Source organism: Mesorhizobium sp. L103C105A0 (assembly GCF_000502215.1).
Taxonomy (GTDB): domain Bacteria; phylum Pseudomonadota; class Alphaproteobacteria; order Rhizobiales; family Rhizobiaceae; genus Mesorhizobium.
In genome coordinates, this window is sequence record NZ_AYXF01000006.1 from 46,817 (window position 1) to 70,190 (window position 23,374).

Sequence of the window (23,374 nt, forward strand, 5' to 3'; positions counted from 1 at the left end):
TTCGCGTTTGCCAGACTATGACACAAGTTCCTTGAAGATACCGTTTCCCGCCAAGAGTGTCTCGTGTGTTCCGTCTTCCACCAATTGGCCTGAGTCAAAGACCACAACCCGATCGAACATCGCCGCCATTGCCGGATTCGTCACCACCCACACAATTGCCGGCGAATGGCCGTCGCGTCTGGCTTCGTCGAGCACATTCCGCAACACTTTGTCCTGCACGCGCTGGTCGAGCGCCGACAGCGGCCGATTGAGAATGAGGAAATCGGGACGCTTGAGCAAGGCGCGGGCAACATCGAGCTTCTGTCGCTGTCCGCCGGTCAGCCGCCTGCCGGCGGCGCCGACGTTGAAGTCCAGGCCGACATCCAGAAGCTCGGCATAAAGTCCCAGTTCGTCAAGAATATCATAGACGATGGAGCGAATACGGTCCGGCGCGTCGGGATGGTTGTTGCCGACACGCCCGAACAGGACGTTGTCCATGACGGTGGCCGCGGCGATGTATTTGGCAGGATCAAACCGTTCGACAGCTTTCTCCAGCTCGGCCGGCAGGTTTTCATAGAACTGGTTGCGTGCAGCGATGATCTTGCTCATCAGCTCGTCGGTCAACAGGCCGAAGCGATGCCGGGGCTCGATATAGGCAAAGCTTAAGGTGACCATCATGGCGCGGTCGTTCTCCGAAACCGCATCGTAGGGGCGATTCTTGAGCCGTTGCAGCAAGGTTTCGTAGGCGGGTATCTCCTCGGCGCTCATGAAGGCGAGCTGCTGGAAGAACTGGTGTTCGGGCGGCAGGTCGGCAAACAGCTCGATCGCCTGTTCGGCGATCTCCATGCCCATTTCGTAGAGCGTGCGGTCGAGGCCGGCTTGCTTCAGCACGGAAGCAAAATAGGGATTGGACGCCAGTGCCTTGTGAGCCAGTTCGGGGCCGGCCGCGGCGCCGAAGAGCAGGTTCTGGCCGATCGTCGCTTCCTTGTTGTAGGCGCCCGGTTCAAAAGGAACCACCAGCGCGCTCAGGCCTTCTTCCTCCAACCGGGTTCGCAGCGCCGCACGCAATTCGACGATCCGCTCGGCAAGCTTCGTGTGGCGCTTGAGGTCGGCCGAAGAGCGCAAGCCAAGATCCAGAATGTCGCGCGACAGAAGAACCGCGTCGAGCACCCGGCGCACGGCTTCGAAGAGGTCGTGCGGGCCGGTGGCGCCGGCGGAGGCATAGTTGATCCAGTCGCTGCGGATATCGAGATCCGGATTGCCCGACCGGCGCGCCTCGTCGATATTCCAACGGTGCTGGTCCGCCGCTGCGCCGTCATATGTCACCGATGTCAGCGGCGCATGCTTCAAACCGTAGAGCAAATTGTCGCGCAGGCTTGCCTGGAACAGGAAAACATCCGACGAAGCGTAGGACATGCGCCGGCCGGTCACGGCTTCGGGGAGATCAAGCAAGTCATCGGAGCCCGAAACGATCCTTCCGCTGTCCGGCCAGGTCAGCCGCGCAAAGGCTTCCGCAAGCGCCTCCGCTCCCCCTGTTGCGGTGCTGACCAGAGCCACCGTCTCACCCGGCTTGACCTCGAGCGAGATGCGATTGAGGAGCATTGCGCCGCCATCGTCTGCTATCGACAGGCTGACCGCCGACAGCGGCTTGGTCATCGGATCGGGATCGTCGACCGTCAGTGCTCCGATTTCCGGCGCGATGATATTCTCGACGGTGAACTGTTCGACGACCTGCTGATATTTGACCTGGACATCCTGCCGGTCCTGATCCCAGTCGATCAGTTCCTTCATCGGTCCGGGCAAGTCCTTGTAAGCGCCGATCACGGCCACGAGCTGGCCGACATCCAACCTCCCCTGGATGACCAGATAGCCACCGATCATGTAAAACAGAAAGGGCGTGAGCTGCGCGAGAAAATTGTTGAGGAACTTTACCATGAATTTCCATTGGTAAAGATCGAAGCGGATTTTGAAGATGAGCCCGAGCCGGGCTGCTATGTCGGCGCGCTCGTAGTTCGACGTATCGTGGACGTGAACCGCGCCGATGCCGTCGACGATTTCGCCAACCCGGCCTGAAAGCGCGCGCGCCGTCAACTGCCGCTGGCGCCCGAGCACGAGCAGCCGCCGCCGCATTCGCGGGATAAGCACGATCTGGATCGCCACGATCACGACCGCTATCATTCCGAGCCAGACGTTCTGGACCATGATGAACAGCATGGCCGTCAGCGCCTGGCCGCCGAGCAGCACCGGCTGCAGGAAGGCATCGCCAATGAAGCCGCCCAGCGGCTCCACCTCGTCCTTCACCATGGTCGCCACTTCGGCGGATTTCACCCGCTTGAAGTAAACCGGCGGAAACCGCAGCACACGATCGACCAGATCGAAACGAATACGCCGCAGCATGCGTTCGCCGAGCCGGCCCTTGTAAGTGTTGATGTAGAGCTTGAACAAGCCGTTGATGACGACCAGCAAGAGGAAAACAAGGCTGAGCGCAAGCAGCGTCGACGTGCGGTCGAGCTGAAAACCGGAGAAGAACTGCACCTCGCCGATGAACGGCAGGTTATAGTGCAACCTCATGAATGGCAGGGTCGCGCCCGGTTGCTCGAACCCCTTGCCCTGGATCGGGCCGTTGACGATCAGCTTCGGCAGGTCGAACGACATGAAATACGGGACCATCGAAAGCACGACGATCATCAATATCCAGAGCTGCTGCTTCCTGGTGTGCGTCCAGATATAGCGGGCTAGGCTGGTTTCCATATGCGATTGTCAGTTTGAAGGATGCAGAATGTAAAGGCACCTGCTGGCGAATGGTGTATCGGCCATGTCTTCGCTGCCATCGACCAGTTCGAAGCGGCAGCTGCGCGCCAGACGGATGGGCGCCGATGGTCCGGACAAATGCAATCGGCCTCCTCCGGTCAATGGCGAAACGGCTTGCGCCACAGTCGCGTCCGCAAGTCGAACAGGCTTGCAAGAGGCAAGATTGCGTTGTGTCGCCCGAAATCCCAACATAGAAGACGAATATGATGGATGTCACGCAACCACGCAATGCCGGCATGGGTGGGCATGAGCAAGCCCTGGACCTCACGCGGGGAATTGCCGCCTATGTCGACCACCCTCTCGTGGCCGGGCTGGCGCGCGTCATCGCCAAGCATCCGCAGGCCGATATCGCCAATGCCTTCAACCACAAGCAGGTCGCCTGCAAGATGTGGGCGCTCGACAGGCTGTTCGAAAGCTGCGGCGGCCGGTTCGAGCGCATATGGGTTCTGGGTGGATGGTACGGCGTATTGCCGGCGATGCTTTTCAATGACGCCCGCTTCGACATCGGGGCGATCGACAGCATCGACATCGATCCCGAAGTCGGCGCGGTCGCCCGGACACTCAACCGGCAAGCCGGCGAGCGGTTTCAAGCGCTGACGGCAGATATGTACACACTCGACTATGCCGCCGGCGGGCCTGACCTGGTGGTCAATACGAGCTGCGAACACATAGCCGATCTCAGCGCCTGGCTTGCCCTGCTTCCGCGGGGTACGAACGTGCTGCTGCAGTCGAACGATTATTTCAGCGAGCCGACGCACATCAACTGCGTGGCGTCACTTGCAGCCTTCGAAGCCATGGCGGCGCTGCGGCAGATCAGGTTCTCCGGCGAATTGCCGACAAAAAATTATACACGCTTCATGCTGATCGGAGCTGTTTGAAGCGCTCGCACAGGATTTGCGCCGAGCGCCGCGCCCCTTCCAGATCGAGACGATGCGCGGCTGGCGGCGGTCCGGCAAGCGCCTGCTCGATCGCATGCGCCAGACCTTCAGGCGTCAGGTCCTGTTCCGTCAGCACCGTTGCAAGACCGAGCTCTTCGAGCATCAGAGCGCGACGCGTCTGCTCGGTTTCCCCGCCGGCTGCAAATGGAACGAGCAGCGAGCGACACCCCGCGCGCATGACATCGCAGACCGTGTTGTAACCCGCCTGCGAGACCGACAGGCGGGCGCCGGTCAGCAGGCTGGCGAAATCCTCGCGGAACCGGAAGATGGACAGGCGTGGGGAGGCATCGCGTGAAATCGCGTCAAACTCGTCCTTCGGCAGGTTTGGGCCGGTGATCAAACACCATGTCCAGGCGTTGTCGGCATTTCGCGCCGCCGCGACGGTGGATCTGACAAGGCTCTTTCCGGCCGCCCCGCCGCCAACCGACACCAGAACGTCGAAGCGCTCTGAGGCCGCTTGCGCCGGCGGCGCAGCAACGAGCCCGGTGTAGGCGACCTCGGCCCTGATCGCCCCAGCCAGCGGAAATGTCTTGTCGATGGTTGCGAAAGCCGGATCGCCATGGACCATGACAAGATCGAAATACCTGTTGACGAGATCGACCGTTTCTTCGTTTCGGCTCGGCTTCACGCGCTCCTGAAGGATGTCGCGGACGGACGCCGCCAGCAGCGGTCTGGGCGATGTCGCTTCGATGGCCTCGATCAGTGGCAAGAGTTCGAAACGCATCTGCCGGCGTCCAAAGGGAAACGCCTCGATAATGACGATGTCGGGCCTGTAATCCCGGAAAGCCTGCAGCAGCATCTCTGAGCGCCGCCTCTTGAAATCATCGTCGATGGCTTTGCCCTGCAGGTCCACAAGTCCGGAAAATCCTTCGTCACCGGAGGTGACAGGCGGCAGGGTCACGGATTTTACACCCGATCCCGGAAATCCCGCGATCGGCGCTCCGCCGGTCACGACGGTGACGTCGAACCCGTCATCGACCAGAGCCGCCGCAATGCGGCTGGCGCGCGCGAGATGGCCGATGCCGAGCAGGTGCTGAACATAGAAGAAAGCGCGCAGCCGCTTCATTCGGCGGCCCGCCACTCCCGCTCGAACAGTTCCTTGAGCTGTCCAATGCCTGCCACATGATCGAAATTGCTTCGCACGCGCCGCTCCGCGGCGTCGCCGAGGCGGACGCGCAGGACGGGATCGCGGATCAGGCGCTCCAGCGCCTGTGCCAGGGCAGTCGGGTTTTCCGAGGGAATCAGCAGCCCGGTTTCATCCGACGATAAAAGCTCCGGCACGCCGGAAATATCGGTCGACACGCAGGCAAGCCGCTGGCTGGCCGCCTCCACCAGAACATTCGGCAGGCCGTCCCGGTCGCCATCCGCGGTGATCCTGCAGGCCAAAGCGAAGATGTCGGCGCTGCGGTAGTGCTCAAGCACCTCCTCCTGCGCCAGCGCGCCTTTCCAGGAGACGCGCCCCTCCAGTCCGAGCCTTTGCGCCAGCGCCTTCAGCCGTTTCAGTTCCTCGCCGCCACCGATATGCTCGAAACACCACGCCAGATCGCCAGGCAAGAGGGCAAGAGCCTCCAGCAACGTATCATAGCCCTTCTTTTCAACGGCGCGTCCGACACTCAAGATCATGACCGGTTCGGCCGGCGCCGAGCCGTCACGCTGTTTTCGCGCCTCGCCGAAACTGCCGAAGCGGTCAAGGTCGAGCCCATGGTAGCTCAGATGCACGGACGAACTGCCGTTGGCGAGTTTTTTCAGATGGTCGAAGCCGGTTTTCGTGCACGTGACCGTCCAGCGCGCCGAGGAAAGCTTGCCGGCCAGATCCCAGTCCGCCGACGTCCAGATGTCCTTGGCATGGGCTGAGCAGCTCCAGGGCAAGCCACGAAGCTGGCTGGCATAGCGCGTCACCGATGCCGGCGTGTGCGCGAAATGGGCATGCAGCCATCCGGCATCTTGCGGCCATTCGGCCGCCAGCACCAGCGCTTGCCCGAAGCGCCGCGCGCGATTGCGGGTAAAGTCGCGGCGGATATCGGCAGCGAGCGATCTGAGCGCGCGCCAGAAGCCAGGCCGCGGCAGACAGGCAAACAGCGATCGAACCACGCGCAGCGGCTCTCTGTGCAGATATTCCGGCAGATAATGGACGGGGGCCTTGATCTCGTCATGCACGGGATGACGTTTTGCGTCGGTCGGCCGCCTGAGCGCGAAAAGTATCAGGTCGAACCCCGCACGCTCCAGACCGAGCAGCTCCTGCGCGATGAAGGTTTCCGACAGCCGCGGGTAGCCCTTCAGAACCACGACGATCTTGCGGTGTTGCAACTCAGTTCATGCCTTCAATGACCGAAAGGTGATGGCCGGCCCGCCGGTCGAGCAGTTCCGCGACGATTTCGGAAATATGAGGCAGCCCTTCCAGCGTCAGATGCGCATTGCTCTGCGATGGGCGCGGCCGGCCCGGCAAAACCTGCAGCGCATCGGCAAACCGCTGGGCATCCTCGGCCTCCTCGGGCAAAAGCATCTCGATGAGGCCGAGTTCGGCTGCGCGCCGTGCCCGGATCAGCTGTTCCTCGCGCGGCGTGACGCGCGGCACGATCAGCGCCGGCTTGTCGAAAGACAGTATCTCGCAATAGGTGTTGTAACCGCCCATCGCCACCACCGCCTTGGCGCCGGCAATCAGCTCTTCCATCCGGTTGTCGAATTCGATGATCTTGACATAGGGGATCTTGGCCCCCTTCCGGACCAGCTTGTTGCGCTTGCGCGCCGGCATGTAGGGCCCAAGCACGATCAGCGCCCGGTGCTGCAATCGCGGATCCTGCTGATAGGCCTCGATGACGTTGTGGATCAGGTCGGCGCCGTCACCGCCGCCACCGGTGGTAACCAGGATATAGTCGCCCTCGGGCCGGTGGCCGGGCAACTGGTTCTGCTGCAGGCTCCGTTGCAGGAAACCGACGAACTTCATCTTTGCCCTGACCGCCGGCGGCACCTCCAGGCCGGTCAGCGGATCGTAGAAATCCGGCGGGCCATAGACCCAGACCTTGTCGTAGAACAGGCCGATCTTGCGCATCACATCCCTGCGTGCCCACTCCGCTTCGAGCAAATGCGGCGCGTCCATCACCTCGCGCAGGCCAAGCACGAGCGTGGTGCCCCGCGTCTTGAGGTAGGACAGCGTATCCTCAATCTCTCCGCGCAGCCCCAGCGGTTCCTTGTCGACGATGAAGATATCCGGCCGGAAGCTCTCGGCCGTGTGGCGGATAATCGACTGCCGCATCCTTAGCGTCTCGTGCAGATCGATGTCCTTTTCCAGCGAGGTGTATTCGCCGTTTCGCAGCTTGATGACGCTGGGGATCTTCACGAAGTCGACGCGGGCGCGGTAGTCGAAGGCGCCGGCGATGGTGGCGCCCGAAATGATTAGCACCTGAAGTCCGCGGAAATCCCCGACCAGCGAATGCGCGATCGTTCGGCAACGCTGCAAATGGCCGAGCCCGAACGTGTCGTGGCTGTACATGAGAATTCGTGCGTCTTTTGCGTGCTGTGTCATTGTGAACGTCTTTTAGAATTCTCGCCGGACCGTGGGCAACCCCGCAGGCTTCGAAACCATTCTCGCGGGTCTATCGACCTGTTTTGAAACATGGGGGCGAGAGGTACGCAACGGCATTCTTCACCAGGTCACGAATGCCAGGGGCGCTGATTGTGGCGCCATGCCTTGTCTTCGCCGACGATAGACGGCCCGAGCACAAATCTCTGTCATGAGGCTTGACCCCGTGGAATTAAATGCCCTGCGGCCTGAGGCAGGCAAAGCGCACATTGCGAAAAATCAAGGGCGACCAAGGCGAAACGAGGCTGCCGCACATTGTGAGGAGAACCCGCACCTTGGGAAAATGCTTCATAATCCATCGAAACACAACGGCCGCCAGAGGCCGCACGTTGCGGCCTTTTATCCTGCCATCAGCCTTGGCCTGTGGCAAGCGTCCGGTCCTTGCACCGTTGAAGCTGGTGCAATCTCGCGTCATGCCGGCTTCCTCCGTCATGTGGAGGATAGCTGCGGCCCCAATGAGATTCGTCAGCCAGGCGACCCATTCGCCAGATCCGTCACAAAGCTTTGCGTGAACACGCCGGCCGGAAGGACGGCTACGCCAACCTTGCCCTTGTCGTCCTCGGCGTTGCCAGCAGCAGACTTGTCTCGCTGCCGGTTATCCCCGGGATGAGCCGTATCCGCCTAAGCACCGCGTCGAAATCGGTGAGCGACGCCGTTCCGAGTTCGACCACCAGGTCCCAGCGGCCATTGGTGGTGTGAATGGTCGAAACCTCGGCGAGGCCGCCGAGCGCCCGGACCACGCGGTCGGCGGCGTGGCCCTCGATCTCGATCATCATCACGCCGCGTATCCGCTGGTCGACCGCGTCGGCGCGCAGCACCACCGTGTAGCCGATGATCTCGCCCGTTTTTTCCAGCCGCTCCATGCGCGCCCTGACCGTGGCGCGCGACACCCCGAGATCGACCGCGAGATCGGAGATGCTGCGCCGGGCATCATGCCTGAGCAGCGTGACCAGCCTTTCGTCGAGCAAGTCCATGATTCTATCCACTTTGACCAAACTGACTTATCGAATTGATAAATCATTCTTCTCGAAATGCCAATTTCGCCTGTTCAAACTGCCGGTCCAGGATGGTTCATTCCACGCATCAATTGCCCAATCAATTTGCAAGGACACCAAAAACCATGCGCTGCAGGATCGTTGGCGCGCCGGTGCAGGACGGCGCCGGCAGGATGGGATGCGAGATGGGGCCGAGCGCGCTGCGCACGGCCGGGCTTGTCTCGGTGCTGTCGGAACTCGGCCACGAGGTCGAGGACTGGGGCGCGGTGCAACCGGCCGCCGTGCGCGCAATCGTCCACGGCAATCTCGCGCTGAAGGCCCTGCCGGAGATTTCCGCCTGGACGGCGGCAATTGCCGAGACCGCCTATGCGGCTTCGCGAGACGCCATGCCGATCTTCCTTGGCGGCGACCACGCGATATCGGCCGGCACGGTGTCGGGCATAGCCCGCCGCGCCGCCGAACGCGGCCGGCCGCTCTTCGTGCTGTGGCTCGACGCACATCCCGATTTCCACACGCTCGATACCACCGTCAGCGGCAATCTGCACGGCGTGCCGCTCGCCTATGCCAGCGGCCGGCCGGGCTTCAACGGTTATTTCCCGGACCTGCCTGTCGCCGTCGACCCTGCCCACATCTGCGTCATGGGCCTGCGCAGCGTCGATCCGGCGGAGCGCCGGGCGCTGAGCGAAGCGGGGGTTACCGTGCACGACATGCGCACCATTGACGAGCACGGCGTCGCACCTTTGCTGCGCGCCTTCCTGGCCATCGTCGAAAAGGAAAACGGCCTGCTGCATGTCAGCCTCGACGTCGACTTCCTCGACCCCACCATCGCGCCGGCCGTCGGCACCACCGTGCCCGGCGGCGCCACCTTCCGCGAGGCGCACCTGGTGATGGAGATGCTGTCCGACAGCGGCCTGGTCTCCAGCCTCGATCTGGTCGAGCTCAACCCGTTCCTCGACGAGCGCGGCCGCACCGCCACGCTGATTGTCGACCTCGCCGCCAGCCTGATGGGCCGGCGCATCATGGACCGCCCGACCCGCAGCCATTCCGGAAGCATTGCATGACCCAGCCTTCCCGCCTTGCCATCGTCCCCTTCGTCAGCGTCGACCGCATGATGAAGCTGGTGCTGACCATCGGCGTCGAGCGGTTCCTCACCGAACTCGCCGCCTATATCGAGGAGGATTTTCGCCGCTGGGAGCTGTTCGACAAGACGCCGCGCATCGCCTCGCACAGCCATGACGGCGTCATCGAACTGATGCCGACCAGCGACGGCCGGCTATACGGCTTCAAATATGTCAACGGCCATCCCAAGAACATGCGCGAGGGGCGCCAGACCGTCACCGCCTTCGGCGTGCTCGCCGATGTCGGCTCCGGCTATCCGATGCTGCTCACCGAAATGACGATCCTGACGGCGCTGCGCACCGCGGCGACCTCCGCTGTCGCGGCCAAATATCTGGCGCCGAAAGGCGCGCGCTCGATGGCCATCATCGGCAATGGCGCCCAGTCCGAATTCCAGGCTGTCGCCTTCAAAGCGCTGCTCGGCATCGACCGGCTGCGGCTCTACGACATCGACCGCTCGGCTTCCGAGAAATGCGCCCGCAACCTCGCCGGCAAAGGCTTTGACATCACCATCTGCGCGACCGGCCAGGATGCTGTGGAAGGCGTCGACATCATCACCACGGTGACCGCCGACAAGCTGTCCGCCACCATTCTGACCGACAACATGGTCGGTTCCGGCGTGCACATCAACGCGGTCGGCGGCGACTGCCCCGGCAAGACGGAACTGCACCGCGACATCCTTTTGCGCTCCGACATCTTCGTCGAGTTCTCGCCGCAGACGCGCATCGAGGGCGAAATCCAGCAGCTCCACGCCGACCATCCGGTGACCGAGTTGTGGCAGGTGATGACCGGCAAGGCGGAAGGCCGCAAGACGGCGGAACAGATCACCTTGTTCGATTCCGTCGGCTTCGCCACCGAGGATTTTTCCGCGCTGCGCTATGTCAGAGACCAGCTTCAGGCCACCGGCCTCTACGAGGAGCTCGACCTGCTCGCCGATCCCGACGAGCCGCGCGACCTCTTCGGCATGCTGCTCAGGGCAGCGCTGCAGCCGGCCGCCGCCTGAGGGACTTCAGCCGCTCAACGGCGCGCAGCTCTCCCGTTCGACGAGCACCGGGGTGAGCACTTCGCGGCGCGAATGCGCCGCAGGCTCGGCAACCCGCTCGAGCAGCAGGCTGACGGCGCGGGTGCCGATCTTCTCGACCGGCTGTGCGATCGTCGTCAGCGGCGGCCAGGTGGTGACGGCATAGGGGATGTCGTCGAAGCCGATCATCGACATGTCGCCGGGGACCCGCAATCCGCGCCCGCGCAGCACTGTCAGCGCGCCCATGGCCATCAGATCGTTGCAGGCAAACAGCGCCGTGATCCCCGGCGCCTGCGCCATCAGCCGCTCCATCGCCGTGCGGCCGCCGGCGAAGTGGTAGTCGGAATCCACCACCGAGGCCGGCGGCAGGTCGAGGCCGGCTTCCTGCAGCGCCCTGGCGAAGCCGCGCAGGCGGGCCGGGCTGGAGCTGGAATCGCGCGGGCCGCCGATGACGCCGAACTTCTCGTGGCCGAGCCCGGCCAGATAGCGGCCGGCGAGATAGCCGCCATGATCGTGATCGACCAGCACCGAATCGACATTGACCGAATGGATCTCGCGGTCGAGCAGCACCGCCGGGACGCCGGGCAGAAGGCTGGAGAACACCCGCGCATGATCCGACGAGCCGGCGAAGATCAGCCCGTCGATCTGCTTGGCCATCAGCACCTGGAGGTAGCGCTCCTCCTTCTCGGCGCTGCCGTCGGAGTTGCACAGGATCACAGTATAGCCGGCAAGGAAGCCGGCATCCTCGATCTGGCGCGCCACGCCGGCGAAGAACGGGTTGGAATTGTCCGGCAGCAGCAGGCCGATGGTCTTGGTCTCGCCGCGCCTCAGGCTGCGCGCCAGCGTGTTCGGGCTGTAGCGCAAGGCGGCGATGGCAGAATGCACGCGCTCAGCCGTCTCCGGCTCGACATGGCGCGTGCGGTTCATCACATGCGAGACGGTTGCGACCGACACTCCGGCATGGCGCGCGACATCGGCAATCGTCGTCATTTCTTGTCCCCTGACTCGATTAGCCTAATGATTGCGTAACCGGATGTGTCGCACGCTAGAGCGCAGCTTTCGAGTGTCAATGTCCCTTTGAGCAACCTGCTGAGCGGAGCGATCTGCCGCCAAGAAAAAGCCGCAAGGCTGGGTGCTTGGTGGTCGACCTGTTGTCGCAACCGGATAAGGTTCGAGAGCCGCGAACTGCTCAATCGCCAACGATCGGAACAACGATGCGACTTCTCCTTGTCGAGGACGACCCACGCACCGCCGACTATGTCGTCAAGGGCCTTGGCGAGGCAGGCCATATCTGCGACCTCAGGCGCGATGGCCGCGACGCGCTGTTTGCCGCGACACGCGACGCCTATGACGTGATCGTCGTCGACCGCATGCTGCCCGGCCTCGACGGCCTGTCGATGATCAAGGCGGTGCGGGCAGCGGGCGTGCGTACGCCGGCGATCTTTCTGACCTCGGTCGGCGGCGTCGACGACAGGGTTGAAGGGCTCGAGGCCGGCGGCGACGACTATCTCGTCAAGCCATTCGCCTTTTCCGAACTGCTCGCCCGCATCAACGCGCTCGGCCGTCGCCCTGCGGTGCAGGAGCTGAAGACGACGCTGCGCATCGCCGACCTCGAAATGGACCTGATCCAGCGCCGCGTCACCAGGCAGGGCCAGGCGATCGACCTGCAGCCGCGCGAATTCAGCCTGCTCGAAGTGCTGATGCGCGGCGAGGGCCGCGTCATCACCCGCACCATGCTTCTGGAACGGGTCTGGGATTTTCACTTCGACCCCAAGACCAGCGTCGTCGAAACCCATATCAGCCGGCTGCGCGCCAAGATCGACAGGCCGTTCGAAACCGCGTTGATCCACACCGTGCGCAGCACTGGCTACAGTGTTCACGACTGAGGCGCGGCATGACAGAAACTTGCCATGACTGAAGCTTGCAATGACTGAAACGCACTATGACTGAGACAGGCTCTCGCCTGCTGCGCAGCACGCCGTTTCGGCTGGCCCTGACCTTCGCCCTGCTGTTCGTGCTCGCCTTCATCCTGTCAGGCGCCATCGTCTACCAGCTGATGAGCGCGGATCTTGCCGAGCAGCTCGACCAGTCGGTCAAGGAGACCTATTCGGTCGTGGCGGTGACCTATGCCGGAAACGACCGGGAGGATCTGGTTTCGGCAGTCGACAGCCACGCCGCGCTCAGCCCGAGCAAGGAACAGCTGTTCTCGCTCACCGATCCCGCCGGCAATCGCCTGGCCGGGAATTTCACCGCCGCCGACCTTCCCGATGGCTTTTCGGATTTTGCCGCTTCCCTGCCAGGCGTTGCGCCGGACACTATGTACCGCGCCTGGACCGGTTCGGTCGGGCCCAACAGCCTGACAATCGCCTTCTCGCTCTCCGAAACCGAGGAGCTGGAACGCATCGTTTTGATGAGCTTCGGCTGGGCCACCCTGATCATTTCAGGGCTGGCGGTGGCTGGCGGCGCCTTGCTGGCGTCGCGTGTGCAGCGTCGCCTCGACGGCATTGCCACCACCATGGACGATGTCTCCAACGGCCGGCTCGACGCCCGCATTCCACTGCTCGGCAATGGCGACGACATTGACGGCGTCTCGCGCCAGGTCAACGCCGCGCTGGAGCGGCTGGCGGCGCTGGTGGACGGCATGCGCCAGGTCAGCGCCGACATCGCGCATGATCTGAAGACGCCGCTCAACCGGCTGCAGATGATTTTGGAAGCTGCGGCCGACAGGACCGCGCGGGGTGAGGCCGTTGCCGATGAGCTGGCGGAGGCACGTGGGGAAAGCCTGCAGATCAACGATACTTTCGATGCGCTGTTGCGTATTGCCCAGATCGAGGCCGGCGCCCGCAAGTCGCGCTTTGTCGATCTCGACCTCACCGGCGTCATCGATGCCATTGCCGAAATCTACGCCGGTGTCGCCGAGGATGACGGCAAGTCGCTGTCGGCCACGATCGTCCACGGCACCCCATGCCTGGTCCACGGCGACCGCGACCTGCTGACGCAATTGTTTGCCAATCTGGTTGAGAACGCGCTGCGGCATTGCCCCGATGGCACGGCAATCCTTCTATCGGTGCGGCGGCAAGGCGACCGCATTCTGGCTGAGGTCGCCGACAATGGCCCCGGCATCCCGGCGCAGGAGCGCGAAAAAGNGGCGGCAAGGCGACCGCATTCTGGCTGAGGTCGCCGACAATGGCCCCGGCATCCCGGCGCAGGAGCGCGAAAAAGTGTTCCAGCGGCTCTACCGGCTGGACTCCAGCCGCACCACGCCCGGCAGCGGCCTGGGCCTCAGCCTTGTGCGGGCCATCGCCGACCTGCATGGTGCAACGATTGCGCTGGAGGATCGCCGGCCTGGGCTGGCGGTAATTGTCGGGTTTCCTCGGGCGGAGGGCACCGGTCCCGGCTTGAAATGACAACGCCAGAGCCAGGTCGACCCCACTCCGTCGAGCGAAGCAGCGACGGAGTGGGGGAAGGCGCTCATGAAACGCCAAGTCGCTGACAACTTTCTCCAAGTTGATGATCGCATCCGACAAAGGCGGTCGCGATTAGCCTTGCACATGTTTCCACCCGGAACGGCTGCGGGTTGATCAAGATGACCGTTGAACCTATCGGCCCACCGCACCCCGGCGAAAATCCGAGGGCGACATCCCTGCCAGCTTGCGGAAGGATTTGTTGAAGGCGCTGAGCGAGCCGAAGCCTGAATCCATGGCGACGCGCAGCACATTGGCGTCTTCATGCATCAGCAGCGCCTGCGCGTAGCTCAGCCGCAGCAGATTCATATATTCGTTGAGCGTCATGCCGGTCGATTTCTTGAAAATGCTCATGGCGTATTTGGGATGGATGTCGGCCGCCGCCGCGATGTCGACGCAGTCTATGTCGTAGAGGAAATTCTCGGCGATGAAGTCGCACATGCGACCGACATTGCGCAGCGATTGCTGGTCGAACGGGCCGCCGGGTTCCTGGCCGATGGCGGTTTCCGGCACCAGCCGGTAGGGCTCGAAACGCACCCGCTCCAACCGCAGCAGCAGCTCGTTCACGGCGTGCTCGGTTATCGCCGCATCGCCCGAGCGGAAATAGCGGTTCCAGCGCTCGAAATTGTGATGGTCGGCCTGGTCGGTCGCCGATGTCACCAGCGTGGCGCCGGTCATCAGCCGGTGGCGGACATCCGTCGGCAGGTGCAGGCGGAAGAAATGCACCAGCGGCAGATGCGCGCCGGCATAGATGGCGTCGTCGGAGAGATCGTCCATCTGGTGCGGCAGCCCGCCCCAGAACAGGCACATGTCGCCCGCCGTGAGCGCGATCTCGTGCTCGTTCATGCGGTAGTGCACGCTGCCGCGGACGATGAAATTGACCTCGACCTGGGCATGCCAATGCGGCTTCAGCATCACCAGCGGATGGTTGTGAAACATCTGCAAAGCCATCGGCAGGCCTTCGACGCTGCTGGCGCCAGGCTGGTAAAACGGCCGTTCCGGCATCTTACTTTCCGCCCATCTTTTATTCCCGTTGTCAGGGACAAGCCTTCCGCGCCGCCTAGTCTAGCCATGCTCGCGAAGAGAGAGCAAATGAAATGGGAGGATTTCAATGCGCACGACACTGATCTGTGCCGCGCTGGCGCTTGGCCTGGGCTCAACCCCGGCTTTGGCGCAGTCCGGCGAAATCACGATCTGGAGCTGGAATATCGCCGCTTCGTCGCTGAAGGCGACGGTGGCCGGCTTCAACAAACAGCATCCCGACGTCAAGGTCACCGTTCAGGATCTCGGCAACCAGCCGACCTATGACAAGTCGATCGCCGGCTGCGCGGCCGGCGGCGTCGGCCTGCCCGATATCGTCTCGATCGAAAACGGCGAGGCCGAGAATTACTGGAGCCAGTTCCCCGATTGCTTCGTCGATTTGCACACGCTGGGCTACACCGCCGACGACCAGAAGAAATTCCCGGATTTCAAGCGCACCGAATTGGAGGTCGGCGACAAGGCCTATGCCATGCCGTGGGATTCCGGCCCAGTCGCCGCCTTCTACCGCCGCGACTTCTACGAGAAGGCCGGGGTCGATCCGGCCTCGATCAAGACCTGGGACGATTTCATCGCCGCCGGCAAGAAGGTCCAGGCCGCCAATCCCGGCGTCACCATGACCAATGCCGATTTCAACGGCGACACCGAATTCTTCCGCATGATTTCCAACGAACAGGGCTGCGGCTATTTCGCCGCCGATGGGCAGTCGATCACCGTCAACCAGCCGAAATGCGTCGACACGCTGGCCAAGATCAAGGACATGAAGGACGCCGGCATCATCTCGTCGGCCGACTGGGGCACCAAGATCACCAACAACACCGCCGGCACCGTCGCCACCCAGGTCTATGGCGGCTGGTATGAGGGCACCATCCGCACCGAATCCGCCGGCGAAAACGGCAAATGGGGTGTCTACCTAATGCCGAGCCTGACCGCCGACGGCCCCCGCGCGGCCAATCTCGGAGGCTCGTCGCTCGCCATCACCTCAGCCTCGAAGAACAAGGAGGCCGCCTACGCCTATCTGAAATACACGCTCGAGACCAATGAAGGCCAGATCACCATGCTCAGGGATTTCGGCCTGGTGCCGTCACTGATCTCGGCCCTCGACGACCCCTACGTCTCGCAGGGCCTGCCCTATTGGGGCGGCCAGGCAGTGTGGAAGGACATTCTCGCCACGCTGCCCAAGGTGGTGCCGAGCCGCGGCACGCCGTTCCAGAGCGACGCCGAAATCATCATGCGCGCCGTGCAGACCAAATATCTCGGCGGCGGCTATCCCGATGCCAAGGCCGCCCTCGACGACGCCGCCAGCCAGATCGCTTCGGCGACGGGACTGCCGATCAAGTGACCAAGGCGGTGATGCTGGCGGGCCAGATATAGGGCAATTTGCCGGACTGTTGGCGCTGCCCCTCACCTGCCTGCCGGCATCCTCTCCCCGTATAGTGGCGGGGAAAGGGACGCTCTCGCCCAACAGATCGCCAATTGCCGGCGGCGTCCGCCGGCTAACAACACGCCGGATATCAGCCGGGAAAGAGGAAGGAGGAGGAACCATGCGCTACCAGAACGCCACGGCCTATCGCTTCCTCACGCCCTACCTCCTGATCTTCGCCATCTTCTGGGTGTGGCCGATCATCTCCTCGTTCATGATTTCCTTCCAGGCGACGCGCACGGTGCCCTGGCGCTTTGCGCCGACATTCAACTGGGGCCGCCTGATCGGCGACCCCGCTTTCTTCAACGCGCTGAAGAACACGCTGCTCATCCTCGTCATCCAGGTGCCGGTGATGATCTCGCTGGCGATCGTCATGGCGGTGCTGCTGAACTCGCCGCTGCTGAAAGCACGTGGCCTCTACCGCTTCGCCTTCTTCGCTCCGGTGGTGGTCGGCGAGGTCGCCTATTCCGCCGTGTTCCGCCTGATGTTCAATCTCGATTTCGGCATCATCAACAAGCTGCTCGCCGGCATCGGCCTGGCCAAGATCGACTGGTTCTCCAACGTCACCCCGGCCATGGCGCTGATCATGATCGCGGTGACCTGGCGCTGGGCCGGCTACAACGCCATCATCCTGCTCGCCGGCCTGCAGTCGATCCCCGAGGATGTCTATGAGGCGGCGACGCTCGACCGCGTCAGCAAGCTCAAGCAGTTCTTCTACATAACGCTGCCGCTGCTCAAGCCGGTCATCGTGTTTTGCGCCGTGCTGTCGATCATCGGCACCATGCAGCTTTTCACCGAACCGTTCCTGATCACCGAGCGCGGCGGTCCCGGCGGCGGCACCGAGACGCTCGGCCTCTTGCTTTACCGCCAGGGCTTCCGTTCGCTCAATTTCGGCTATGCCTCGGCCGTCGCCTACACCATGGCGGGCTTGGCAATCGCCATCACGCTGGTGCAGCTGTGGCTGACACGAGAGCCGAAATGAGAGGGGCGCCGAAATGAGTTCGCTCTCGCAACGCCGGCTCGGCCGCAGCGTCCTGCTGCATCTGGTCCTGACGCCGCTGGCGGTGATCTGGCTGTTTCCGCTATGGATGATGGTGGTGTTTTCGACCATGCCCGATAACGGCATTTTCAGCCCCGGCATCGAGCTTCTGCCGCACGGCAATTTCGTCGACAATTTCAACAACCTGCAGCGCGACACCAATTTCATCGGCGCTATCGGTATTTCGGTGGCGGTGGCGGTGACCTACACCTTCTTCTCGGTGCTGCTGACCTCGATGGCCGGCTGGGCGCTCGCCCGCTATCAGTTCTTCGGCAAGGGCGCGGTGGTGGCGATCATCCTCGGCACCATCACGCTGCCCTATGCGGTGGTGCTGATCCCGCAATTCATCATGGTGGCGCGCGACTTCCAGCTCGCCAACACCTGGATTGCGTTGATCGTGCCACCCTTGTTCAATTCGCTGGGCGTGCTGTTCATGCGCCAGGCTTTCTCGATGATGCCGGCCGACCTTTTCGACGCCGCGCGAGTCGAAGGCGTCAAGGAATGGCGTATCTTCCTGTTCGTCGCTTTGCCGCTGGCGCGGCCGATGCTGGCGGCGCTCGCCATCATTCTGTTCCTCGCCTCGTGGAACAATTATCTCTGGCCGCTTTTGATCAACAGCCAGCCCGGCGCGATGACGGCCCCTGTGGCGCTCGGCACGCTGATCGGCCTGACCAAGGTCTCATGGGGGGGCATCATGGCCGGCGCCGTCATGCTGACCGTACCGATGCTGGTCGTCTTCGTGCTGCTGCAGCGCCATTTCATCGCCGGCATCGCCGCCGGCGCCGTCAAGTAGGGACAACAGCGATATGGCGGCAGTCACCCTCACCAATGTCGTAAAACGCTTCGGCGTCTATGAGATTATCCATGACGCCAACATCGATATCGCCGATGGCGAGTTCGTCGTCTTCGTAGGCCCGTCGGGTTGTGGAAAATCGACGCTGCTCAGGATGATCGCCGGGCTGGAGGATATCAGCGGCGGCGAGATCGCCATTGGCGGCAAGGTGATGAACGATGTCGAGCCGGCCGAGCGCGGCATCGCCATGGTGTTCCAGTCCTACGCGCTCTACCCGCACATGAGTGTCGAGCAGAATCTGAGCTTTGGCCTCAGGATGACCGGCAACCCCAAGGAGGACACCGAGCGGCGGGTGAAGCGGGCCTCCGAAATCCTGCGCATCACAGAGTTGATGGCGCGGCGGCCGAGGCAATTGTCCGGCGGCCAGCGCCAGCGCGTCGCCATTGGCCGCGCCATCGTGCGCGAACCGCAAGTCTTCCTGTTCGACGAGCCGTTGAGCAATCTCGACGCCGAGCTGCGCGTCCAGATGCGGGTCGAGATCTCGCGCCTGCACAAGGAGCTCGGTACGACGATGATCTATGTCACCCACGACCAGACCGAAGCGATGACGCTGGCCGACCGGATCGTCGTGCTGCGCGGTGGCCATGTCGAGCAGATCGGCCGGCCGCTCGATCTCTACGACAATCCCGACAACCAGTTCGTCGCCGGCTTTGTAGGCTCGCCGAAGATGAATTTCATCAAGGGCCGCGTCGTCGGGCGCAACACGAGCAGCGTCACCGTCGAGCTGGTGGGCGAGGAAAAGACCCGCATTATGCAACCGTTGACCGGCGCCGTGCCAGAAACAGGAGCCAAGGTCATTGTCGGCGTGCGGCCCGAACATTTCGGCAATGGCGGCGAAGGCGACGCCGACCTCACAGTCGGCATCGACGTGGTCGAGCATCTCGGCGGCACCAGCTTCATCTATGCCAGGACCGCCCATGGCGAAGACCTGGTGATCCAGCGCGACGCGGCAAAGGTCCCCGACACCCAGGAGATCACCGTGTCCATCCGCAAATCCTATCTGTTCGATGAAAATGGCCAGCGGCTGCGCTGAGCGCTTCCAGCCTTGCAAGGAGAATGACCATGACTGCAACCGCGCCCATCCGCTGGGGGATACTCGGGCCCGGCGACATCGCCAAAGCGTTCGCCCGCGGCGTGGCAGGCTCGCGCACCGGCACGATCGTGGCGCTCGGCGCCCGCAATCCCGGCAAGGCAGGCTTGGCCGAGACGTTTCCCGGCGCCCGCATCCTCGACGGTTACGACGCGCTGCTCGCCGACCCCGAGGTCGATGCCGTCTATATCGCCATCCCGCATCCCGGCCATGCCGAATGGGCAATCAAGGCGGCGGAAGCCGGCAAGCATGTGCTGTGCGAAAAGCCGCTGGCGCTGACCGCCTTCGAGGCCGACGCCATGATCCATGCTGCGCGCAAGGCCGGCACCTTCCTCGGCGAAGCGTTCATGTACCGGCTGCACCCGCAGACGGCGAAGCTGGTGGAACTCATCAAGTCGGGCGTCATCGGCGATGTCAGGCTGATGAAGTCGAGCTTCGGCTTCGCCATGCCGGGCTTCATGCCCGAGCACCGGCTCTACGCCAACGATCTCGCCGGCGGCGGCATCCTCGATGTCGGCGGCTATCCCGTCTCGATGGTGCGGCTGATTGCCGGGGCTGCGACTGGAAAACCCTTCGCCGAGCCGGACAAGGTTGTCGGCACCGCCCATCTCGGCAAGTCCGGCGTCGACGAATGGGCCTCGGCGCTGCTGCATTTTCCCGGTGGCATCGTCGCCGAGGTATCCTGCAGCATCTCGCTCAAACAGGACAATGTGCTGCGCATCCTCGGCACCAAGGGCCGCATCGAAGTGCCGGATTTCTGGTTCGCCGGCGGCGGCAACCGCGATGGCGGCCCTGGCCGGATCGATGTAATCCTCGCCGACGACACGCGCGATACCATCAGCGTCAACGAAACCCGCCATCTCTATTCCTTCGAGGTCGACGCCGCCGGCGAGGCGATCCTGGCCGGCAAACAGGAGTTCGCCTGGCCGGGCATGAGCTGGGCCGACAGCCTCGGCACGCTGCGCGTCCTCGACAGATGGCGCGCCGCCGTCGGGCTCGAATATGAGATCGAAAAGCCGGCTAAGCGAACCAACACCATTTCGGGCCGGCCGCTGCGCACCGGCGGCACGGCCATTGGCAAGCGCAAGATTCCGGGCCTGTCGAAGCCGGCCTCCGTGGTGGCGCTCGGCTTCGAGGATTTCCGCACCTTCTCGTCGGGCGCAATCCTGCTCGACGCCTTCTTCGAGGCCGGCGGCAATCTGTTCGACACCGGCTATGTCTACGGCGCCGGCTACACCGAAACGCTGCTTGGCCAGTGGCTCAGGAATCGCGGCGTGCGCGAGCAGTCGGTGATCATCGCCAAGGGCGCGCACTCGCCGCTCTGCTATCCCGATGTCATCGGCAAGCAGCTCGCCCAGTCGTTGGACCGGCTGCAGACCGACCATGTCGACCTCTATTTCATGCACCGCGACAACCCGGATGTGCCGGTCGGCGAATTCGTCGATGCGATGGACGCCGAGGTCAAGGCCGGCCGCATCCGTGGCCCGTTCGGCGGCTCGAACTGGACGATGGCGCGCATGGACGAGGCGATTGCCTATGCCGAGCGCACCGGCAAGCAGAAGCCCGGCGTGCTCTCCAACAATTTCTCGCTGGCCGAGATGCTGGAGCCGATCTGGGCCGGCTGCATCACCTCGTCCACCGACGACTGGAAATCCTGGTTGACGAAAAGGCAGATGCCCAACTTCGCCTGGTCGAGCCAGGGCCGCGGCTTCTTCACCGACCGGGCCGGCCGCGACAAGCAGGACAATGAGGAGCTGGTGCGGGTCTGGTATTCCGAGAAAAATTTCGGCCGCCGCGACCGCGCCATCGAGCTGGCGCAGCGCCTGGGCAAAAGTCCGATCCACATCGCGCTCGCCTATGTGCTGGCGCAGCCTTTTCCGTCGGTGCCGTTGATCGGCCCGCGCACGCTGGACGAGTTGGAGGACAGCTTGAAGGCGCTGGATATCAAGCTGTCGGCGGAGGATGTGGCGTGGCTGGATAGCGGGCCGGAAAGGCGGCGGGCTTAGCAGCTAATCTCCCCCCTTGAGGGGGAGATGTCGCCGAAGGCGACAGAGGGGGTCGCCTCGCGTGGAGCGCTAACCTCCTTCTGCAGCGGCAGGTAGGCCGAGCCCAGTCGAACCGACCCCCTCTGGCCTGCCGGCCATCTCCCCCGCACGGGGGAGATTAGCGGCTCATGCGTTCCACCTACCGATCGATCCGTGTCGACAAAATAATCGACGACGACGTCCGCTCGACCCCGTCCATCGCCCCGATCTCGTCCAGCAACGCATCCAGATCCCTGATCGACGGCGCGTCGACGATGACGATCATGTCGAAATTGCCGCTCACCGAGTGCAGCGTCCGTACCGGCGGCAGCGCCTGCAGCGCCCGCACCACCTTGTCGGCGAGCTTGGGCGTAACGGTGAGCAGCACATGCGCCCGCACCAGCCCCTGCTCGTAGTCCGGCGCCATCCGCACGCCATAGCCGGTGATGATGCCGCGCTGTTCCAGCCGCTCGATCCGGCTCTGCACCGTCGTGCGCGAAACGCCGAGCTTGCGCGCCAGCTCAGTGGTCGACGCGCGGGCATTGGCGCGCAGCAGGGAAAGCAGTTTTTGTTCGGCGTCACTGAGCATTTCGACGAGCCTTGTCGGCGTATTGATCAATTGTGGGGTTCGTTTCGAACAGTTTCACGCTTCCTTTCGGCAGGCAAGCTGCGATTCTTGAAGGCATAGCGTCCACCGCGCGGCAGTTTGGGCCAAAGAGTTTTCACGAGGGGCAAGGTCATGAAGAAAATCATCGTCGTCGGCGCCGGCAAGATCGGCTCCACCATTGCAGGCATGCTCGCCGACAGCGGCGACTACCACGTCACCGTTGTCGACCGCGCGGCGGCGCAGCTTGCCGCGGCCGAACTTCCCGCCGGCGTCGAGGGGCTGGAGCTCGATATCGCAGCGCCGGGCGCACTCGAGGCCGCCCTTGCCGGCGCCTTCGCCGTGCTGAGCGCCGCCCCCTTCCATTTGACCACGCGCATCGCCGAAGCGGCCGCCGCCACCGGCGTGCACTATCTCGATTTGACCGAGGATGTCGTCTCCACCCGCCGCGTCAAGGAGCTGGCCAAATCGGGCGAGAGCGCTTTCATCCCGCAATGCGGCCTGGCGCCGGGCTTCATCTCGATCGTCGCCAACGATCTCGCCAGCCGCTTCGACACGCTGGAAAGCGTTCGCATGCGCGTCGGCGCGCTGCCGCAATACCCGTCCAATGCGCTGAACTACAATCTGACCTGGAGCACCGACGGCGTCATCAACGAATATTGCGAACCCTGCGAGGCGATCGTCGAGGGCGAGCTGATCGAGGTGCCGCCGCTGGAGGAGCGCGAAGAGTTCTCGCTCGACGGCGTCACCTATGAGGCCTTCAACACCTCCGGCGGTCTCGGCACGCTGGCCGAGACGCTGAAGGGCAAGGTGCGCACGCTGAACTACCGCACCATCCGCTATCCCGGCCACGCGGCGATCATGAAGGCGCTGCTCAACGACCTCGGCCTGCGCCACCGCCGCGACGTACTGAAGGATATCTTCGAGAGCGCCCTGCCGGCAACGCTGCAGGACGTGGTCATCGTCTTCGTCACCGTCTCGGGCCGCCGCAATGGCCGCCTGCTGCAGGAAACCTACGCCAACAAGATCTATTCGCAGCGCATCGGCAACCAGGTGCGCAGCGCAATCCAGATCACCACCGCGTCCGGCATCTGCGCCGTGCTCGACATGCTGGCCGACGGCACCTTGCCGGCGACCGGTTTCGTCAAGCAGGAAGACATCGCGCTTGATGCGTTTCTCGCCAATCGTTTTGGGCGCGCTTATGCCCAGCACGAGATGGTGAGCCGGCTCGCAAGCTGAGCTACTTCACCCTCCCCCTTGTGGGGAGGGTCGGCGCGCAATCGGAGCGAAGCGGAGATGGCGAGACGGGGTGGGGGTGAGCGCCGACGGTTGGCGAGGACCCCCACCCCGCTCCGCTCCGCGATCGACCCTCCCCACAAGGGGGAGGGTGAAGCGCCCG

The 23,374-nt window shown here is 63.5% G+C and carries 18 protein-coding genes and 1 pseudogene; 11 read left to right on the forward strand and 8 right to left on the reverse strand.

All coding sequences use genetic code 11. The annotated features are described in order from the left end of the window. Window positions 1-15: 15 nt before the first annotated feature. Window positions 16-2,730 (reverse strand): ABC transporter ATP-binding protein, encoded by a 2,715-nt coding sequence (locus X727_RS147185; protein ID WP_023706793.1) that lies wholly within the window; start codon window positions 2,728-2,730, stop codon window positions 16-18. 266 nt (window positions 2,731-2,996) lie between these two features. Between X727_RS147185 and X727_RS147180 the strand changes: the two genes are divergently transcribed. Continuing rightward, on the forward strand, window positions 2,997-3,668 hold the full coding sequence (locus X727_RS147180) for a class I SAM-dependent methyltransferase (RefSeq protein ID WP_081726163.1): 672 nt from the start codon (window positions 2,997-2,999) through the stop codon (window positions 3,666-3,668). Here the strand turns inward: X727_RS147180 and X727_RS147175 are convergent. From X727_RS147175 to X727_RS147155, 4 genes are all read right to left on the reverse strand, one after another. Further along, window positions 3,646-4,794, reverse strand: a complete 1,149-nt coding sequence (locus X727_RS147175; protein WP_023834529.1) for a glycosyltransferase family protein — start codon at window positions 4,792-4,794, stop codon at window positions 3,646-3,648. The genes X727_RS147180 and X727_RS147175 overlap by 23 nt on opposite strands. Next, on the reverse strand, window positions 4,791-6,035 hold the full coding sequence (locus X727_RS147170) for a glycosyltransferase (protein ID WP_023692899.1): 1,245 nt from the start codon (window positions 6,033-6,035) through the stop codon (window positions 4,791-4,793). The genes X727_RS147175 and X727_RS147170 overlap by 4 nt, the downstream gene beginning before the upstream one ends. 1 nt (window position 6,036) lies before the next feature. Beyond that, window positions 6,037-7,251: a glycosyltransferase family protein gene (locus X727_RS147165; protein WP_023672150.1), complete on the reverse strand. Its 1,215-nt coding sequence runs from the start codon at window positions 7,249-7,251 to the stop codon at window positions 6,037-6,039. A 590-nt stretch (window positions 7,252-7,841) separates the two neighbouring features. Then, window positions 7,842-8,282: an Lrp/AsnC family transcriptional regulator gene (locus X727_RS147155; RefSeq protein WP_023685065.1), complete on the reverse strand. Its 441-nt coding sequence runs from the start codon at window positions 8,280-8,282 to the stop codon at window positions 7,842-7,844. A gap of 146 nt (window positions 8,283-8,428) precedes the next feature. Between X727_RS147155 and rocF the strand changes: the two genes are divergently transcribed. Further along, window positions 8,429-9,364: an arginase gene (gene rocF / locus X727_RS147150; RefSeq protein ID WP_023834530.1), complete on the forward strand. Its 936-nt coding sequence runs from the start codon at window positions 8,429-8,431 to the stop codon at window positions 9,362-9,364. Beyond that, on the forward strand, window positions 9,361-10,422 hold the full coding sequence (locus X727_RS147145; protein ID WP_023706788.1) for an ornithine cyclodeaminase: 1,062 nt from the start codon (window positions 9,361-9,363) through the stop codon (window positions 10,420-10,422). Before rocF ends, X727_RS147145 begins: the two co-directional genes overlap by 4 nt. Window positions 10,423-10,428: 6 nt before the next feature. Here the strand turns inward: X727_RS147145 and X727_RS147140 are convergent, their stop codons facing one another. Further along, entirely contained in the window at window positions 10,429-11,430 is a 1,002-nt protein-coding gene (locus tag X727_RS147140; protein ID WP_023834531.1) for a LacI family DNA-binding transcriptional regulator, read from the reverse strand. Window positions 11,431-11,654: 224 nt separating this feature from the next. Between X727_RS147140 and X727_RS147135 the strand changes: the two genes are divergently transcribed. Together X727_RS147135 and X727_RS01000000164810 are read left to right on the forward strand one after the other, a co-directional pair. Next, window positions 11,655-12,326, forward strand: a complete 672-nt coding sequence (locus X727_RS147135) for a winged helix-turn-helix domain-containing protein (protein WP_023742038.1) — start codon at window positions 11,655-11,657, stop codon at window positions 12,324-12,326. Window positions 12,327-12,382: 56 nt separating this feature from the next. After that, window positions 12,383-13,847 (forward strand): annotated as a pseudogene (locus X727_RS01000000164810) (ATP-binding protein). 192 nt (window positions 13,848-14,039) lie between these two features. Here the strand turns inward: X727_RS01000000164810 and X727_RS147130 are convergent. Then, on the reverse strand, window positions 14,040-14,909 hold the full coding sequence (locus X727_RS147130; RefSeq protein WP_023831916.1) for a helix-turn-helix domain-containing protein: 870 nt from the start codon (window positions 14,907-14,909) through the stop codon (window positions 14,040-14,042). A gap of 106 nt (window positions 14,910-15,015) precedes the next feature. Between X727_RS147130 and X727_RS147125 the strand changes: the two genes are divergently transcribed. The 5 genes from X727_RS147125 to X727_RS147105 all read left to right on the forward strand — a co-directional run bounded on the left by X727_RS147125 (window position 15,016) and on the right by X727_RS147105 (window position 21,353). After that, window positions 15,016-16,284, forward strand: a complete 1,269-nt coding sequence (locus tag X727_RS147125) for an ABC transporter substrate-binding protein (protein ID WP_023685055.1) — start codon at window positions 15,016-15,018, stop codon at window positions 16,282-16,284. A gap of 202 nt (window positions 16,285-16,486) precedes the next feature. Further along, window positions 16,487-17,347, forward strand: coding sequence for a sugar ABC transporter permease (locus X727_RS147120; RefSeq protein ID WP_023726710.1), 861 nt, complete (start codon window positions 16,487-16,489; stop codon window positions 17,345-17,347). A 13-nt stretch (window positions 17,348-17,360) separates the two neighbouring features. Beyond that, on the forward strand, window positions 17,361-18,197 hold the full coding sequence (locus tag X727_RS147115) for a carbohydrate ABC transporter permease (RefSeq protein WP_023745910.1): 837 nt from the start codon (window positions 17,361-17,363) through the stop codon (window positions 18,195-18,197). 13 nt (window positions 18,198-18,210) lie between these two features. Next, complete coding sequence (ugpC, locus tag X727_RS147110; RefSeq protein ID WP_023834532.1) at window positions 18,211-19,290, forward strand: sn-glycerol-3-phosphate ABC transporter ATP-binding protein UgpC; 1,080 nt, start codon at window positions 18,211-18,213, stop codon at window positions 19,288-19,290. A 29-nt stretch (window positions 19,291-19,319) separates the two neighbouring features. Beyond that, entirely contained in the window at window positions 19,320-21,353 is a 2,034-nt protein-coding gene (locus X727_RS147105; protein WP_023742034.1) for an aldo/keto reductase, read from the forward strand. A gap of 178 nt (window positions 21,354-21,531) precedes the next feature. Here X727_RS147105 and X727_RS147100 read toward each other — a convergent pair whose 3' ends face one another. Next, window positions 21,532-21,960, reverse strand: a complete 429-nt coding sequence (locus X727_RS147100) for an Lrp/AsnC family transcriptional regulator (protein ID WP_023834533.1) — start codon at window positions 21,958-21,960, stop codon at window positions 21,532-21,534. Between the two features lie 150 nt (window positions 21,961-22,110). Between X727_RS147100 and X727_RS147095 the strand changes: the two genes are divergently transcribed. Next, entirely contained in the window at window positions 22,111-23,214 is a 1,104-nt protein-coding gene (locus tag X727_RS147095) for a saccharopine dehydrogenase family protein (protein ID WP_023834534.1), read from the forward strand. The last annotated feature ends 160 nt before the right edge of the window (window positions 23,215-23,374 follow it).